We start from the raw sequence: 14,601 nt of genomic DNA on the forward strand, positions 1-14,601 counted from the left end.
CCAGAGGCAACAGGATGCCCCGAGAAACCAAATACCGCCGCACCACCGCAGCCGATGCCGAGATTGACCTGCCGGACGAATTGACCGATCCGCCGGCGCCGAGCAATCGCGTCCTCGACGAACAGCGGACGTTCGACGAGCAACTCCGCCCGACCCGCCTCTCGCAGGTGATCGGTCAGCGCAAGGTCAAAGAGCGGCTGCAGATCGTGCTCGACGCGACCCGCATGCGTCAGACGCCGCTGGGGCACTTACTCCTCGATGGCCCGCCCGGTCTCGGCAAGACGACCCTCGCCACAGTCATTCCCCGGGAACTCGATACCGAAATTCAATTTACCTCCGGTCCGGCCCTCAAAGCCCCGAAGGATCTCGTCCCGTACCTGACGAACGCGATCAGCGGATCAGTGCTGTTCATCGACGAAATTCACCGGCTCCCCCCCGCGGTTGAAGAATACCTCTACTCGGCGATGGAAGACTTTCGCGTCGACATTGTGCTGGGCGAGGGGACCAACGCCCGCACGCTGAGCATCGACCTCAAGCCCTTCACGGTTATCGGTGCGACGACCCGCAGCGGAATGCTGACCGCGCCGCTCCGCGACCGTTTCGTCCACCAGGAACGGCTCACCTATTACGACACCGCAGAGCTCACCGAGATTGTGCAGATCAATGCAAAGAAGCTGAGCAGCGACATCTCCGATGACGCCGCCCGTGAGATCGCGATCCGCTGCCGGGGGACGCCCCGCCGAGCCAACAACCTGCTCCGCTGGGCCCGCGACTACGCCGAGGTCCACGGCGGCGGCACCATCACCGACGACATCGCCAATCGAGCTCTCGAAATGCGAGAGATCGACAAGCACGGGCTCGACGAACAGGACCGCCGCTACCTGACGACCCTCATCGACGTCTTCACCGGCGGCCCCGCGGGCCTGTCGACCCTCTCCCATTCCCTCAGCATCCCCGCCGATACCTTGGAGGACGAGGTCGAACCGTTCCTCTTAAGAACGGGTTTAATCCGCCGTACGCCCAGAGGCCGCACCGTCACCCCGGCGGGCTGGGAGCATGTAGGGCGGGCAAAGCCCGACAATGACGGTGATCGGAGTTTGTTCGGTTAGTCGACTTTCGAAGCGGTTTCCAACAAGCCACGCACGAAGTAAGCGGATCATCCCACTACGGCAGACGTCGCCAAACGAAGCGACGCACTCCCGCCAATATCCGCTTACTTCGTGCGCGGCTTGTAGCGTGACATCCGCTTTGCGCCGTCGTGCCGCGTTCAGAAGGGGCCCACTCACGGGAGACCGACAGCCGCAGCAAGATGAACAGGGAGGAATTAAAAGAGGCGGTGGAGGAACAGAGGGAGTAAAAGACGCAAGAGAGTGCTGTGTGCTTAAGGGAAAACTGTCTTTGCGGGTGGCGCGGACATTGGTCGAGGCGATCTCAAAATCGATGAAGTCGCTCGGCTTACGCCTCGGTTTTGTGCTGTTGTCGATTAATTCACGCGGTGCTCTTCAACGGCTTGTTTTAATTCGTCGCGATTCATCTTGCTGCGACCGTCGATTTCGAGGCGCTTCGCCTCTTCATAGAGTTCCTGCTTGGTGGGTTCGTCATTGCGCGAACGGAAGTGCTGGTAGAGGGCCCGCGCGAGTTTCCTCTTGCTCATGCGGCTGCGCCCCGAAATGCGTTCGGAGCGGGCGATGTCTTCGAGGTCGCTCTTGTCGAGCTGCCGAAGTTGTTCCTCACGCAATTGCGATACGTCGCGGGAGTCGCCCTGATCCTCCTTTTCGCCTGTTCGCAGCCAGCCTCTTCGATCGCCAGCGCGACGAGTCGCCGCCGGGTTTCGCGGTATTCCTCGATGACTTCGCCGGTGTCGACGTCGGGATTCGGTCGCAGGCCGACTTCTTTAATCGCTTCGAGGTCGAGGTGGGCGATTTCCTGGTCGCCTTTGATCGAACCTGGCATGACAATTCCCGCCGTCGCCAACTCGGCATAGTCGCGGATCGTCTCGTCCGCGACGTACAACAGGCCGGCGGGCGGTCTTCTTTAGCGACGAAGTGTCGCATTAAGAAAACGGCATCCGACAGAACCAGGATGGCTCGGCTGCTCGACTTCGATTTTGTGCGGCTGTGAAAGAAATTGAGAATCGGGTAGGCGAGATGTTGATGCGAGTGCTGACCGAGCTGCCCGAGCGTCGTTAAAACGTAGGAGTCGATTCCTCCGGGCGTCCTGCCGATCGCGAAGATCGTTTCGGCGAGGGCTTTCTTTTCAACGGCCGACGAGACAACCTGCAACAGATACGAGAGGGATGTTGTAATGACGAGCGTCGCCGATAACGTGGCATAATTTCCGAAGAGCGTCCAAGGAAACCGCGACGGCACGAAGTCGCCGTACCCGAGCCCCGATAGCGTGACGCCGGTGAAATATAGTTTTTCCAGCAATGTCGAAGATGCCTCGTCTTGTAACTTTATGACCGAGTCGGCATGCGACGCGAACACGAGATACCAACCCAGGTTCATAAGGGCATACCACACGATCACTGTCCCGATCAGCATAAAGGGACCGAGCAGACTTAGCAGCTGGTGGATTGCCCAACGACGGTGAAGGCGAGGCCGCAGTACCACACGGCTCCCGTCCAGAGCCGCGTGAGCGGCCCCGCGCCCTGGGTGCTTAGCACCGTGATCACGGCGTCATAGATCGTGAAGTAGAGGATCGCGACGCCAGCGGTCAGGATCACAAAGGACATCTTCAGAGATCGATTGCGGTTCAATCTGACGTTGGCAGCTGTATCATCGATTGTCGAACGGTTTTTGCGTCGGATGTGTGCGACAATCCTGGAAGTTAAAGTCGTCTATTTCAACCCAACGCACCACCGGATAAAACCCGATCGGAGCCCCGGCGTTACACCTGCCTGAGCTGATACTGCGACTCGTTCTTCGCGCCGAGCAATCCCAAGGACGCCGCGACCGTGACCACGATCGAACATGCCGCCGCGAAGATTCGAGCAGCCAAGTCGCTCGCGATCCTCACAGGCATCGGGCTTGTGTTCTCGAAGTCTTGAAACTGCTTCTAGAACCAAAAAGTCAGCTGCGAAAAAGGTGGCGGCTCAGACGGCGTGTGTCTGAACCACCACCCTGGCTTCCCATTCTATGACGTCAGATGCTCTCGAAACCTTGTTTGATCACGATCGTTTGAGGAAGCGACGCTGCTTGATAAAGCCGAGTGTGAGGGCCTTCGAAATCGAGTTGAATACCGTCATTATCAAATTCAATGGTAATGCACTCCTTCGCACTCAGCGATATGACAGAACCGTCCGCCATTAGGATGTTCATCGATTTATTAAAGGCACCGTGAATGAACCCTCCCGGCCCGAAGGTCTGGTATTCGGTCTCCACGGGGTCAACGAGATAGGCTGTCATCGAAGAGGTCACTTCCTGCGTTGTCGCACCATTAACATCTGGCTCGCCCCATGGTGTGGTCAGCCCGTTTTCAAAATATTTGTCGGACAGAAAAGGAATGATATTGCTACCGACTTGTGATTGCTCCAGAGTTTTCTCCCGCATGACGCCAATTGTCGGGAATGGAGCCGAATATGTACTGTCAACCGCTTCTAAAGAGGTGTTGTCGACGAACCAATTAGTAATGACGTTGGGCCACGTCTGGTCTTCGCTCGTTGGGCATAGCATTGCCCCCAGACCGATGTCTGGATCATCGTTAATGTCAATCAGCCCCAGCTCAATCATAGCCGAATACCAATTTCCGCCGCGTATGAAGCGACCCGCGCTATCGTCTTGTGCCACAGTATGAAACGCTATCCCGAACTGCCTCATGTTGTTTTTGCATTGGGCGGCGCGGGCGCTTTCGCGGGCAGCAAAGACTGCCGGCGTAACAAGCGCGACAAGAATGGCAATAATGGCAATGACAACCAGCAATTCGACTAAAGTAAAGCCCACTCTTCTCATCAATAACTCCCGATGGTTGATTCCTGTTTACCAAACGCACCGTCGACCATATCGCCAATCATTAAGCCAATATTAAGCAGTCGCTAAACACGAAAAAAAACTTTTGTCCATAAGTACTTTACAAGGCATTGTTTTGCGCGGAATACGGTGACAACCCTTATGTAACTTTGACCAGACGACATGGTGCGTAATCTTAATGCATTATTGGGGATGCTCGATGATGTTCTCAACATCACTATTTCCGATGTGGAACCGGCGGATGCGCCGAATCTTTGAAGTGTTCCGTTACCTCGGCGTCCGTGAGAACGGTACTTAATCATGTCAATATATAAGCGTATCTCATCGCGAATTTCTTCGGCCGGTTTTGTCGCGATCCTCACAGGGGCGGGTGTCTCCGCACCGAGCGGGGTGCCGACGTTCCGCGATCCCGGCGGGTTGTGGCGGAACTATCGCCCCGAGGACCTGGCCACGCCGGAGGCGTTCGCGCGGGATCCGAAACTGGTGTGGGAGTGGTACGAACTGCGGCGGGCGGGAATTGCGAAGTGCCTGCCGAACGCGGCACACCGGGTCATCGCCGAGTGGCAGCGGACGCGGCCGAACGTGACTTTAATTACGCAGAATGTCGACGGCTTGCACGAAGCCGCGGGATCGGACGACATCGTTCGGCTGCATGGGTCACTGTGGCTCATCCGCTGCAGCACCGGTTGTTCCGCCGAACGCTGGGATCGCACGGTGCCGCTTCCCGAGCTTCCCCCGAGATGTGCCAATTGCGGGGCATTCGAACGTCCTGGCGTGGTGTGGTTCGGAGAGCGGCTCAATGAAGAATCGCTGCATCGGGCTGCGACCGCTTGCGAGGCCGACGTCTTTCTCAGCATCGGAACAAGCTCGCTTGTCTCCCCCGCAGCCTATCTTCTGCCACGTGCTAAAGAACTCGGAGCCTATACGATCGAGATCAATCCGGAGGCGACCGGGCATAAGTCAACCGTTGATTTGGCAATGCCGGAATCGGCTGACACCGCCCTCTCGGCAATCAATGATTTATTATGAGCGTTCATAAATCTGGCTTAGATATCCGAGGCGATGTAACATGCCTGAAAAGAAGCCGCCTCGACTCTATCAACTTCTCGTCAAGTTGAACCTTAACGACAAACCGGGTGTCGTCGGAGACCCTTGTCTCGGATTTGACCTTCTTGGGTGGGTTTCGTCGCTCATTGGGATCGTGACCGCTGCGACAGTCACGCTTTTGGAGACTTTAATATTTGAGCTTCACCAGTCGAAAAACGGAATGACCGGGGCATTTCTGTTATTTATGATTGGGTTTCCGCTGATCACCGCTATCGTCGATGATAAATTCATTGAACCGACCCGGACCGAAATTCGCAAAGCGAAAGCGACTGCCAGGCGAAGTCGGTTGGCATCTGAGAATTAAGACCTATTCGCGCTCAGACTGCTTAACGAGATTTGATTTAAGTCGACTTATCAACGCTTCAAACCCGCGAATGCTGCCGCAGGCGCAAAGGCACGCAGTGCCCCCTCTCCGCTTGGGAGAGGGTTGGGGTGAGGGGGTGCGGCGGCTGTTCATCGAACAGCCGCGGCAAGATGCTCTTTCGCGTGAAATTAAGAGCAAACAGCGGTGCCGTTGGATCAACGCCCCACCAGCCCCTCATCCGGCCTATCGGCCACCTTCTCCCGAGGGAGAAGGCCCGTGGTTGCTGCCGCAGGCACAAAGGCACGAAGTGCCCCCTCTCCGCTCGGGAGAGGGTTGGGGTGAGGGGGTGCGGCGGCGGTTCATCGGACAGCCGCGATCGAATGCTCTTTTGCGCGAAGTTAAGAGCGAACGGCGGTGCCGTTGGATCAACGCCCCACCGTCCCCTCATCCGGCCTTCGGCCACCTTCTCCCGAGGGAGAAGGCCCGCGGTTGCTGCCGCAGGCACAAAGGTGCGCAGTGCCCCCTCTCCGCTCGGGAGAGGGTTGGGGTGAGGGGGTGCGGCGGCAGGTTGATGGACAGCCGCGATAGAATGCTCTTTCGCATGAAATTAAGAGCAAACAGCAGTGCCGTTGGATCAACGCCCCACCTGCCCCTCATCCGGCCTATCGGCCACCTTCTCCCGAGAGGAGAAGGCCCGTGGTTGCTGCCGCAGGCACAAAGGTGCGCAGTGCCCCCTCTCCGCTCGGGAGAGGGCTGGGGTGAGGGGGTGCGGCGGCGGTTCATCGGACAGCCGCGATCGAATGCTCTTTTGCGCGAAGTTAAGAGCGAACGGCGGTGCCGTTGGATCAACGCCCCACCTGCCCCTCATCCGGCCTATCGGCCACCTTCTCCCGAGAGGAGAAGGCCCGTGGTTGCTGCCGCAGGCACAAAGGTGCGCAGTGCCCCCTCTCCGCTCGGGAGAGGGTTGGGGTGAGGGGGTGCGGCGGCGGTTCATCGGACAGCCGCGGTAAGACGCTCTTTCGCATGAAATTAAGAGCAAACAGCAGTGCCGTTGGATCAACGCCCCACCGTCCCCTCATCCGGCCTTCGGCCACCTTCTCCCGAGGGAGAAGGCCCGTGGTTGCTGCCGCAGGCACAAAGGCACGAAGTGCCCCCCTCTCCGCTCGGGAGAGGGTTGGGGTGAGGGGGTGCGGCGGCGGTTCATCGGACAGCCGCGATCGAATGCTCTTTTGCGCGAAGTTAAGAGCGAACGGCGGTGCCGTTGGATCAACGCCCCACCGTCCCCTCATCCGGCCTTCGGCCACCTTCTCCCGAGGGAGAAGGCCCGTGAATGCTGCCGCAGGCACAATGGCACGCAGTGCCCTCATCCGGCCTGCGGCCACCTTCTCCCCAGAGGAGAAGGCCCGTGAATGCTGCCGCGGGCACAAATGGCACGAAGTGCCCTTAGCCTTCCATTAGGTTTGCTTCGACGATGTTTTCCGCGAAGCCGGAATAGGCTTCGCCGACCTGTTTCGCCATGGTGTCAGGAAAGAGGTGGAAGCGACCGTCGGCGAGGGCGGCGACGATGCCGTCGGCCACGACTGAGGGCGGCTCCGCCATTTCGGTGAGGCCGGCGCTATCGGCCATGTCGGTGCCGATCGGCCCGGGATGCACGCTGAGTACCTGCGTGTTCTGGTCGGCCAGTTTGTCGCGTAGCGCCTGCGTGATGGAGTACGAAGCCGCTTTGGAGGCAGAATAGGTCGCGAAGTCGGCGAAGTTCTTGATCGACGCGACCGAATTCAACTGCACCAACGCGCCGCCGCCGTTGGTTTTCAGCACCGGGGCGAACGCTTGGGCCATGTGCATCAACCCGTGCACATTGACCTTCATCTCGAAGTCGAGTGCGTCGAACGCGGCGGGATCGAGCGGATCGGCCGTTTTCAAAACGCCAGCATTATTGACCACGAGTTCGACATCCTCCGCCTGCTTCGCCGCGGCGGCGATCGTCGCCGGTTTGGACAGATCGATTTCGAGCGGTACGACCTTTTCGCCATGTTCCTTCACCAATCCTTCGACCGAAGAAGTGTCACGCACAGCGGCGTAGACCTTCGACGCTCCTTCGGCGAGCAGCGTTTCCAGAATGACCTTCCCGATGCCGCGATTCGCTCCGGTGACCAGCGCGACTTTGCCTTGAACGTCAAATCCCATGACTGTGCTCCGTTTAAAAAATAGTTCTGCGATCGAAAGTTCGGCCTCGAACGCTTTTCAACGCGTCCGCCGGCTATGTTACGCGTCGGGGCGGCAAGGTGTTTGTTAAAACAAATAAAATATCGGGAAAGTGGTGTCTTCGATGCAGATTTGCGGTCGGCTATCCTTCCGAAATCGGTTTCGACGGCTGTGGTCCGAGTCGTTCCGACTCCAGGTAGATGTGCCGGAACTGAGGAAATTCCGCGGTAATGGCCGCCTCGAATCGGTCCACGGCTGCTTCAATTTCGTCGGAATCGAGCCCGTCGACGAACTCGACATTGAGCGCGAGCAGCACGTGATCAGGGCTGAAGTGCAGCGTCATCGGTCGGCCGATGCGGGCGATGCTCTCCCGTTCGCCGGCCATCTGCTTGATCCGCTCGACGATTTCCGGGGCGGCTCCTTCGCCGATCAACAGGCCCCGCGCCTCCCGCATCAGCAGCAGTGCGACCCCGGCCAGGATGACTCCGATCAGAATGGTGGCCGAGGCGTCGATCAGCGGCTCCTCGAACAGGTGAGCGAGGAAGATTCCGATCGCGGCCACGATCAGGCCGAGCAGGGCGGCCGTATCTTCGAACAGCACGGCAAAGGCGGTCGGGTCTTTGCTCTTGCGGATCGCTTCCCAGACCGAATCGGTTTTCCCCTTGGCCTTCTGAAAGCCCGTCCAAGCGAGCCACCACGCGACGCACTCGAATACGGCGGACAAACCGAGCACGATGTAGTTCGGCAGGGGATTGCCGAGTTCCCCCGGATGAATGACGTGCTTAACGCCCTCGTAGACAGAGACCCCGCCGCCGACACCGAAGATGAGAATCGCCACGATCAGCGTCCAGAAGTAGAGTTCCGGCCCGTAGCCGAACGGGTGATTATCATCCGCGGGGCGCTTGCTGAGCCGAATCCCCAATAGCAGCAGGCAGCCGTTCCCGGAGTCGACCAGCGAGTGAATCCCTTCGGCAATCATCGCCGAACTGCCGGTCAGGGCCGCCGCGATAAACTTCGTCACACAGATCAAAGCGTTCGCCGCAATTGCGGCGTAGATGGCGGTCTTGTGTGAAGGTGCGGCCACGGCGTTCATCCTGCGGGCAAGAGGTCAATCATCAGGTGGCGTCACGCTACGGCGGGAGTGCCGACAGTGCGACCGCAGCGGCGGCAGAACCGATGAATATCGGGAAAGTCTTGACCTTATTCGATCGGTTGGTTGATCGCTCCGCACGATTCGGCTTGACGCTCAGACGTGCTTGCGGTCCATTGCCGCTGTGAAATTCCATCAGCAGGAGACTTCGGCATGGCGGCCGTGATTCACGTGATGTCTTTCTCCGACAAACCGGGGCGGGGCGTCTTCAGCGGAGCGGAGAATCATCTGTTCGACCTGATGCGCGGGCAGCGTGACCGCGGTTTGCAGCCCTCGTTGGCGATGCTCAACTTTCGCCCGGGACCAAGACTCTCAGCCAAAGCAGCTCAGTTGCGCGACGAGGGCTTTGAAGTGTTCGAGCTATCGGCTCCACTCTCATGGCGACCGATTCGCGATCGCTACTTCCGCCGCAGCCTCCGAAAGCTATTTCAATCGCGTCCTGAGAGCATCGTTCACACGCACATTGAACATGCCGATTATCTCGGCAAACTCGCGGCGGGCGATGCCGGTTGTCGGCAGGTCGTGACCACGATCCATAACGACGCTCCGAAGTATGCGATCGATCCTTGGCGTGGCCGCTATCAAAAGACCGACCCCGTCACGAGCCGCTATATCGCGATCACCGATTCGGTCGGAAAATTCGCCATCGAAAAGATTGGGCTGCCCGCGGAGAAAATCGTCACGGTCCGTCACGGGATCCCCGAACCGAAATTGATCCGCGGCCGCAACGAGGTGCGCGACGAACTGGGGCTGCCGCGTGACGGCTTTATTGTCGGCTTTGTCGGCCGGATGACGGCGCAGAAGAATCTGCCCACACTGCTCGACGCGATGAAAGAACTGCCAACCTTCCACGCTGTGTTGATCGGAAGCGGGAAAGAAGAGGACTCGTTAAAGGCTCACCGCGATCGGCTCGGCCTTAAGAACGTGCATTTTCTCGGCCAGCGCGATGGCGCCGCCGACCTAATGCCCGGCTTTGATATTCTCTGCCTGCCGTCGACGTGGGAAGGCTTCGGCATCGTGCTCTTGGAGGCGATGTTTCGCAACGTGCCGATCATCGGTTCGACAGGGGGCGCGATTCCGGAAGTTCTTGGCGACGGCCGATTCGGACGGGTCGTCGATTGTTCCTCGGCGGACAATCTTGCCGCCGCAATCCGGGACGCCGCCGCTGATCCGCAAGCAATGCTTGATCTCGCCGAACAGGCGTTAGGGCACGCTCGCGAGCAGTACAGCCTGACGGCGATGTTGGACGGAACCCTGAGCGTTTATCGAGATGCGCAAGCCGATGGCCCCGCGCACTCGCAAGATGTCGCCGCATAGCAATATCGGGCAGACCGTCGGCAACGCGTTCGACTATTGATCCGCCAAGCGGTACGAGCAAAGCCGATCGCCGTACACGATAGCCCGATAGCCCGACGCGCAAGCGAGGGAGACACCAACCCCAACGCCTGATAGCCCGACGCGCAAGCGAGGGAGTCATCAACCCGACTTCTTTAGGAAATAGACCTAACAAGCACGCTCGATACGTCTTCAGTCATGAATTAATTCGCTACAAAATATCCACACCCTCGCTGGCGCGTCGGGCTATCGGAATACCGATTGGCGATATCGCAAGTGCTTCCCATCACGGCCAGTGCTCAGCAATTTTCGTTCTTAAGAACTGCACGCTGCGACTGAGCTCGTGAACCCCATTCTCCCCGTCTTCAATACTGACCCAGCCATCGAACCCGACCTCTTTTAAGGTTGAGAAGATGGCGTCGAAATCGTTCATGCCTTGGCCGATTTCTCCGTGCGAGAGCCGTTTTGCGTAGCCTTCGGTCGTTTCTTCCCGCCGGAGGTCTTCGATCGTGCCCTCTTTCAAGTAGCGATCCGAAGCGTGCATCGTCACGACGCGATGCTTTACCAGTTCAAGGACTGCGAGCGGATCCTCGCCCGCGAGAATGGCATTCGAGGGATCATAATTCACACCGAAGTGCGGCGAATCGATCTGCTCAATGATCTCGACGAATAAATCGGACGCCTGTGCAAACTCCGGATAGGTCCAGTAGCCGTCCTTGTAATGGTTCTCCATGATCAAAGTCACGCCGACCGCTTCGGCGACCGGCAGGCATTGCTCGATCGCATCGACCGTGTAACGAATCCCCTCTTCGCGCGAGACCTCCGGACGCCGCTGCCCCGAGAGGATACGGCAATATTCGCAGCCAAGCTCGGCGGAGAGCTTGATGAAATCGGTTTCGATTTCGATTTGCTCGGCACGAAAACTCAGATCAGGGTGCGTGAAATCAGGCGAGCAGCACAACATCGGAATCGGCAGACCGTACGACTCGGCGATCGTTCGGTAGTGCTTCGCGGCTCCGTCTGTTTGCAGGTCGAGAAAGCCGCTGTAAAACTCGAGCCCGTCGACTTCGAGTGTCGCGGCCAGTTCGATCCACTCCACCAACTTCATCTCACCCGTCTTACAAAGCGGGTCCAACCACGCCTTTGGAAATGCAGCAATTTTCGGCATCATTTTTCCTTCTCAACTATCGACCATCGACTCTCTACTTAAGGAGTCAACACCGCCTTTGCGATCGACCCACCGTGCATCGTTTCGAAGGCTTCGTGCCAATCTTCGAGCGACCACACACCACCAATGAGAGGGCCGACATCGAGCGTGCCGTCGGCCATCATGCGAATGACCGCCTCCCAGATCGGCCAATTGTGACTGAAACTCCCTTGCAGTGTGACGTTCTTCTGCACAAGCGGGTCGAGCGAGAACCCAACCGGATCACGGCCCCAGCCGACCTTGCTGATCCATCCGGCGGGGCGAACGCAATCGAGCGCAATCTTTAAGGTGGCCGAAACGCCCGCTGCGTCGACAACACCCTCAACCCCGAGTCCGTCCCCCGACATCGCCCATTCGCGCGGGTCATCAATTAAGGTCTCGCAGCCGTATTGTCGGGCAATCGCGAGCCGGGCTTCGTCCCGCTCTAATCCGGCGACGGCAACGCGGGCCCCTCTTAATTTGGCCATCACTCCGCACAGTATCCCGATCGGCCCCGGGCCGAGCACCAACACGCGGTCGCCCGGATTGACGCTGACGTTCCCCACCACCGCGTTATACGCCACGGCGCAGGGCTCGCATAATGCGGCTTTCTCGGCCGGTAATGCACCGGGGATATGATGCAGGCATCGCAGCGGGACCCGCACGAATTTTGTCATCGCGCCATTGACCCCGTACCCGAATCCCTTGCGGGAGGGATCAAGGTTATATTTTCCGGCGCGCGTCATCGGGGATGATGGGTCGACGATCGCAGCCGTTTCACTGACGACGCGATCCCCTTCGCGGAACTGGTCGCCGTCTGTCTTAATTTTTGCAATCGTGCCGCAAAACTCATGACCCAGCACGACCGGATAATTGACCGGCCAGCTATGTAGCGCCTGCCATTGATGCAGGTCAGAGCCGCACACACCGACGGCGGCGACTTCAACGAGCGCATCCCCGGGGCCTAATTCCGGTTCATTTAAATCTCTTAATTCGACGGCGCCGGTTTCGTTGGCGTAGTTCACAACGGCGGGCATGTGTGGCATAAGTCACATTCTTTAATGGCGGAGCGCCTCCTGGCGGTCGCGGCTAAACGGACATTATATCAAATGGGGATGTCGCCGTAGGCGTGGACGCGATCGCAAATCTCGGTGAGGATTGCATCGAGATCGCTACTTGCGGCCTGAAAGCTGTCGGCATCAATTGTGAGCGGCGCCCCCAAAACGACCAGCGGCGCGCCATACTCCGGCGTGCGGATTGAGTCTTCCAGCGACAAGCCGCCGACGGCTTGCACGGGGACATCGACCGCATCGACGACCTGTTTTAGCTGGTCAAGTGGCGACGGCATTCGTTCCCCACGATCGCGGTATTCGTTGCGTTCATCATAGCCGATGTGATGGATTACGAAGTCACAGCCGAGATCGGCCAGCAGTTTCGCGCCATCGACCATGCTCTCGCAGCCGAGGTTATCTCCCATCGCCTTAATGCCGTTGTCGTGCGCGGCCTTCACGACGCAGCGGATCGTGGCGGGATGAGAACGGGCCATCACAACCACATGCGTAGCCCCCGCATTGGCCATCATTTCGGCCTCCAGGTAACCGCCGTCCATCGTTTTCAGATCGGCCACAATCGGGTGTTCCGGGAACCGCTCTCGAAGCGCCCGCACCCCGTGAAGCCCTTCGGCGAGAATTAAAGGCGTGCCCGCTTCAAGCCAGTCGACACCGCACCGGACCGCCTGCTCGGCAAGATCGAGCGCTTCGGCTGAAGAGGTGACATCGAGTGAAATTTGTACGATCGGTTTCATTGAGTCTTTAAGTTGTGGAATTAGCGGCTCGTATTGAGTGCTGGGAGTCCGGCATCGACATCGGCCAGCCATCGCAGCAGTTTCATTCGCAATCGCTCAGTCCGGCTCGCTTCCGAACTGCTTAAATTTTCTTGTTCGCTCAAGTCGGCTTCCAGGTTGAACAATTCGTCGCGTCTGTTGGTGAAGTAGTGGAGTAATTTCCAATTGCCTTCACGGATCGCCGCGACGGGCGAGGTCGTTGCGTAATAGTGCGGGTAATGCCAATAGAGAGTGCGCTTCGGGGGAGACAGCCCGTTCCCGGTCATGAGTCCGGCCAAGTCGACACCGTCGCCCGGAAGGTGGTCCTGCATCTTGGTATCGAACCCGGTGAGGGACAGCAGGGTCGGATAGAGATCAGTTAAGACCACCGGAGTTTCGCAGCGGCCAGCCTTAATGTCGGGGCCGCGAACGATCAGCGGGACGCGAATCCCACCTTCATAGCAGGAGCCCTTACCCGAACGGAGCGGGGCGTTCGTGGTGACCTGCCCTTGATCTTCCCAGTCGCCGATAAAGCCGCCGTTGTCGGAAGCGAACACGACCAGCGTGTTGTCTTGAATCTCGAGTTGCTCAAGAACGTCCAGCACTCGCCCCACATTCTCGTCAAGGCTTGCGATCATCGCGGCGTAAGTCGGATTAAGATCGACGCCGAGCCTGGTCGCCTTACGGCGATACTTCTCCGCAGCATCTGCCTTGGCCTCGATCGGCAGGTGCGGCGTGTGAAACCACAACTGCAGATAGAAAGGCTCGGGGCGTTTTGAAACCTCTTCGATCAGTCCGATCGCTTCATCTGTCAGGCGATCTGTTAAATAGTCGCCCGGCTTGCCCAGCCCCAGGCCCGGCACGTACCTGCGACCGTCTTTCCTTTGCCCCGCGAAGGGACGGAAGAACGTGGTCGGAGCGCCCCAGATCGTGCCGCCGATATTAACGTCGAACCCGTGATTTTCGGGGAAGTTCCTGGCGTCGCCGAGGTGCCACTTCCCGACGTGTAACGTCGAGTAGCCTGCCGCTTGCAAGCGTTCCGCCAGCGTGTCGAGTTCTGCGGGGAGATCCTTCCGGGTCACCGGCGGGATCATCGTGCGACGCATGTACGCGGGTGGGTCGCCGGCGGCCTCACGCCAGATGGTCATGCCGAGCCGCGCGGGCGAGCGTCCGGTCAGCACCGCCGCACGTGTCGGCGTGCAGACGGGGGAGGGGGCGTACGCCTGGCGGAACAGCAGCCCCTCGTCAGCCAGCCGATCGATCCGCGGCGTCTCGTGGAACTCATTCCCGTAACAGGCGAGGTCAGACCACCCGAGGTCATCGGCGAGGAGCACAACAATGTTCGGGCGATCGGCGGCCAGAGTTGTCAGGCCGATCGACAAAGTCAGGCAGAAAACGATCGCCCGCGTAATGATTGCGATCTGCTCCCGATTCCGGGCATGTGCCTCCACGGTCTATCCCTCTCGCCGACACTGGTTCAAATCCTCGCATAGCCTAAGTCTGATGCGACGGAAAGAAAATCCT

At 58.9% G+C, this 14,601-nt stretch carries 14 protein-coding genes and 1 pseudogene; 4 read left to right on the top strand and 11 right to left on the bottom strand.

The annotated features are described in order from the left end of the window. Window positions 1-14: 14 nt before the first annotated feature. Window positions 15-1,109: a Holliday junction branch migration DNA helicase RuvB gene (gene ruvB / locus Pan189_RS15920; RefSeq protein ID WP_145364948.1), complete on the top strand. Its 1,095-nt coding sequence runs from the start codon at window positions 15-17 to the stop codon at window positions 1,107-1,109. Window positions 1,110-1,483: 374 nt separating this feature from the next. Here the strand turns inward: ruvB and Pan189_RS15925 are convergent, their stop codons facing one another. From Pan189_RS15925 to Pan189_RS15935, 5 genes and pseudogenes are all read right to left on the bottom strand, one after another. Continuing rightward, entirely contained in the window at window positions 1,484-1,738 is a 255-nt protein-coding gene (locus tag Pan189_RS15925; RefSeq protein WP_145364949.1) for a hypothetical protein, read from the bottom strand. Continuing rightward, the gene (locus Pan189_RS21475) at window positions 1,651-1,953 is read right to left on the bottom strand and encodes a hypothetical protein (protein ID WP_310820609.1); all 303 of its coding nucleotides are present in this window, start codon (window positions 1,951-1,953) and stop codon (window positions 1,651-1,653) included. Before Pan189_RS21475 ends, Pan189_RS15925 begins: the two co-directional genes overlap by 88 nt. A 329-nt stretch (window positions 1,954-2,282) precedes the next feature. Beyond that, window positions 2,283-2,543, bottom strand: a pseudogene (locus tag Pan189_RS21730) (ion channel); the annotation flags it as partial. Window positions 2,544-2,560: 17 nt separating this feature from the next. Beyond that, window positions 2,561-2,734 (bottom strand): hypothetical protein, encoded by a 174-nt coding sequence (locus Pan189_RS21480; RefSeq protein WP_310820610.1) that lies wholly within the window; start codon window positions 2,732-2,734, stop codon window positions 2,561-2,563. 409 nt (window positions 2,735-3,143) lie between these two features. Continuing rightward, entirely contained in the window at window positions 3,144-3,950 is an 807-nt protein-coding gene (locus tag Pan189_RS15935; RefSeq protein WP_145364951.1) for a type II secretion system protein, read from the bottom strand. A gap of 318 nt (window positions 3,951-4,268) precedes the next feature. Here Pan189_RS15935 and Pan189_RS15940 point away from each other — a divergent pair, with 318 nt between their 5' ends. Together Pan189_RS15940 and Pan189_RS15945 are read left to right on the top strand one after the other, a co-directional pair. Beyond that, a complete protein-coding gene (locus Pan189_RS15940; RefSeq protein WP_145364952.1) occupies window positions 4,269-4,997 on the top strand; it encodes an SIR2 family NAD-dependent protein deacylase in 729 nt (242 codons plus the stop codon). A gap of 40 nt (window positions 4,998-5,037) precedes the next feature. Next, window positions 5,038-5,379, top strand: coding sequence for a hypothetical protein (locus Pan189_RS15945; protein ID WP_145364953.1), 342 nt, complete (start codon window positions 5,038-5,040; stop codon window positions 5,377-5,379). Window positions 5,380-6,822: 1,443 nt separating this feature from the next. Here Pan189_RS15945 and Pan189_RS15950 read toward each other — a convergent pair. After that, window positions 6,823-7,566 carry an SDR family oxidoreductase gene (locus Pan189_RS15950; RefSeq protein WP_145364954.1) on the bottom strand — a complete coding sequence of 248 codons (744 nt, stop codon included), beginning with the start codon at window positions 7,564-7,566 and terminating at the stop codon, window positions 6,823-6,825. A gap of 160 nt (window positions 7,567-7,726) precedes the next feature. Further along, window positions 7,727-8,668 carry a cation diffusion facilitator family transporter gene (locus Pan189_RS15955; protein WP_310820611.1) on the bottom strand — a complete coding sequence of 314 codons (942 nt, stop codon included), beginning with the start codon at window positions 8,666-8,668 and terminating at the stop codon, window positions 7,727-7,729. Between the two features lie 219 nt (window positions 8,669-8,887). Here Pan189_RS15955 and Pan189_RS15960 point away from each other — a divergent pair, with 219 nt between their 5' ends. Then, window positions 8,888-10,051 carry a glycosyltransferase family 4 protein gene (locus Pan189_RS15960; RefSeq protein ID WP_145364956.1) on the top strand — a complete coding sequence of 388 codons (1,164 nt, stop codon included), beginning with the start codon at window positions 8,888-8,890 and terminating at the stop codon, window positions 10,049-10,051. A 304-nt stretch (window positions 10,052-10,355) separates the two neighbouring features. Here the strand turns inward: Pan189_RS15960 and Pan189_RS15965 are convergent, their stop codons facing one another. The 4 genes from Pan189_RS15965 to Pan189_RS15980 form a co-directional block, all read right to left on the bottom strand. Then, entirely contained in the window at window positions 10,356-11,237 is an 882-nt protein-coding gene (locus tag Pan189_RS15965) for a sugar phosphate isomerase/epimerase family protein (protein WP_145364957.1), read from the bottom strand. A 38-nt stretch (window positions 11,238-11,275) separates the two neighbouring features. Next, a complete protein-coding gene (locus Pan189_RS15970) occupies window positions 11,276-12,292 on the bottom strand; it encodes a zinc-binding dehydrogenase (RefSeq protein WP_145366223.1) in 1,017 nt (338 codons plus the stop codon). A 68-nt stretch (window positions 12,293-12,360) separates the two neighbouring features. Next, window positions 12,361-13,059 carry an orotidine 5'-phosphate decarboxylase / HUMPS family protein gene (locus Pan189_RS15975; protein WP_145364958.1) on the bottom strand — a complete coding sequence of 233 codons (699 nt, stop codon included), beginning with the start codon at window positions 13,057-13,059 and terminating at the stop codon, window positions 12,361-12,363. 20 nt (window positions 13,060-13,079) lie between these two features. After that, complete coding sequence (locus tag Pan189_RS15980) at window positions 13,080-14,528, bottom strand: sulfatase (RefSeq protein WP_145364959.1); 1,449 nt, start codon at window positions 14,526-14,528, stop codon at window positions 13,080-13,082. Between the last annotated feature and the right edge of the window lie 73 nt (window positions 14,529-14,601).

It is taken from the genome of Stratiformator vulcanicus, from assembly GCF_007744515.1.
Taxonomy (GTDB): Bacteria; Planctomycetota; Planctomycetia; order Planctomycetales; family Planctomycetaceae; genus Stratiformator; species Stratiformator vulcanicus.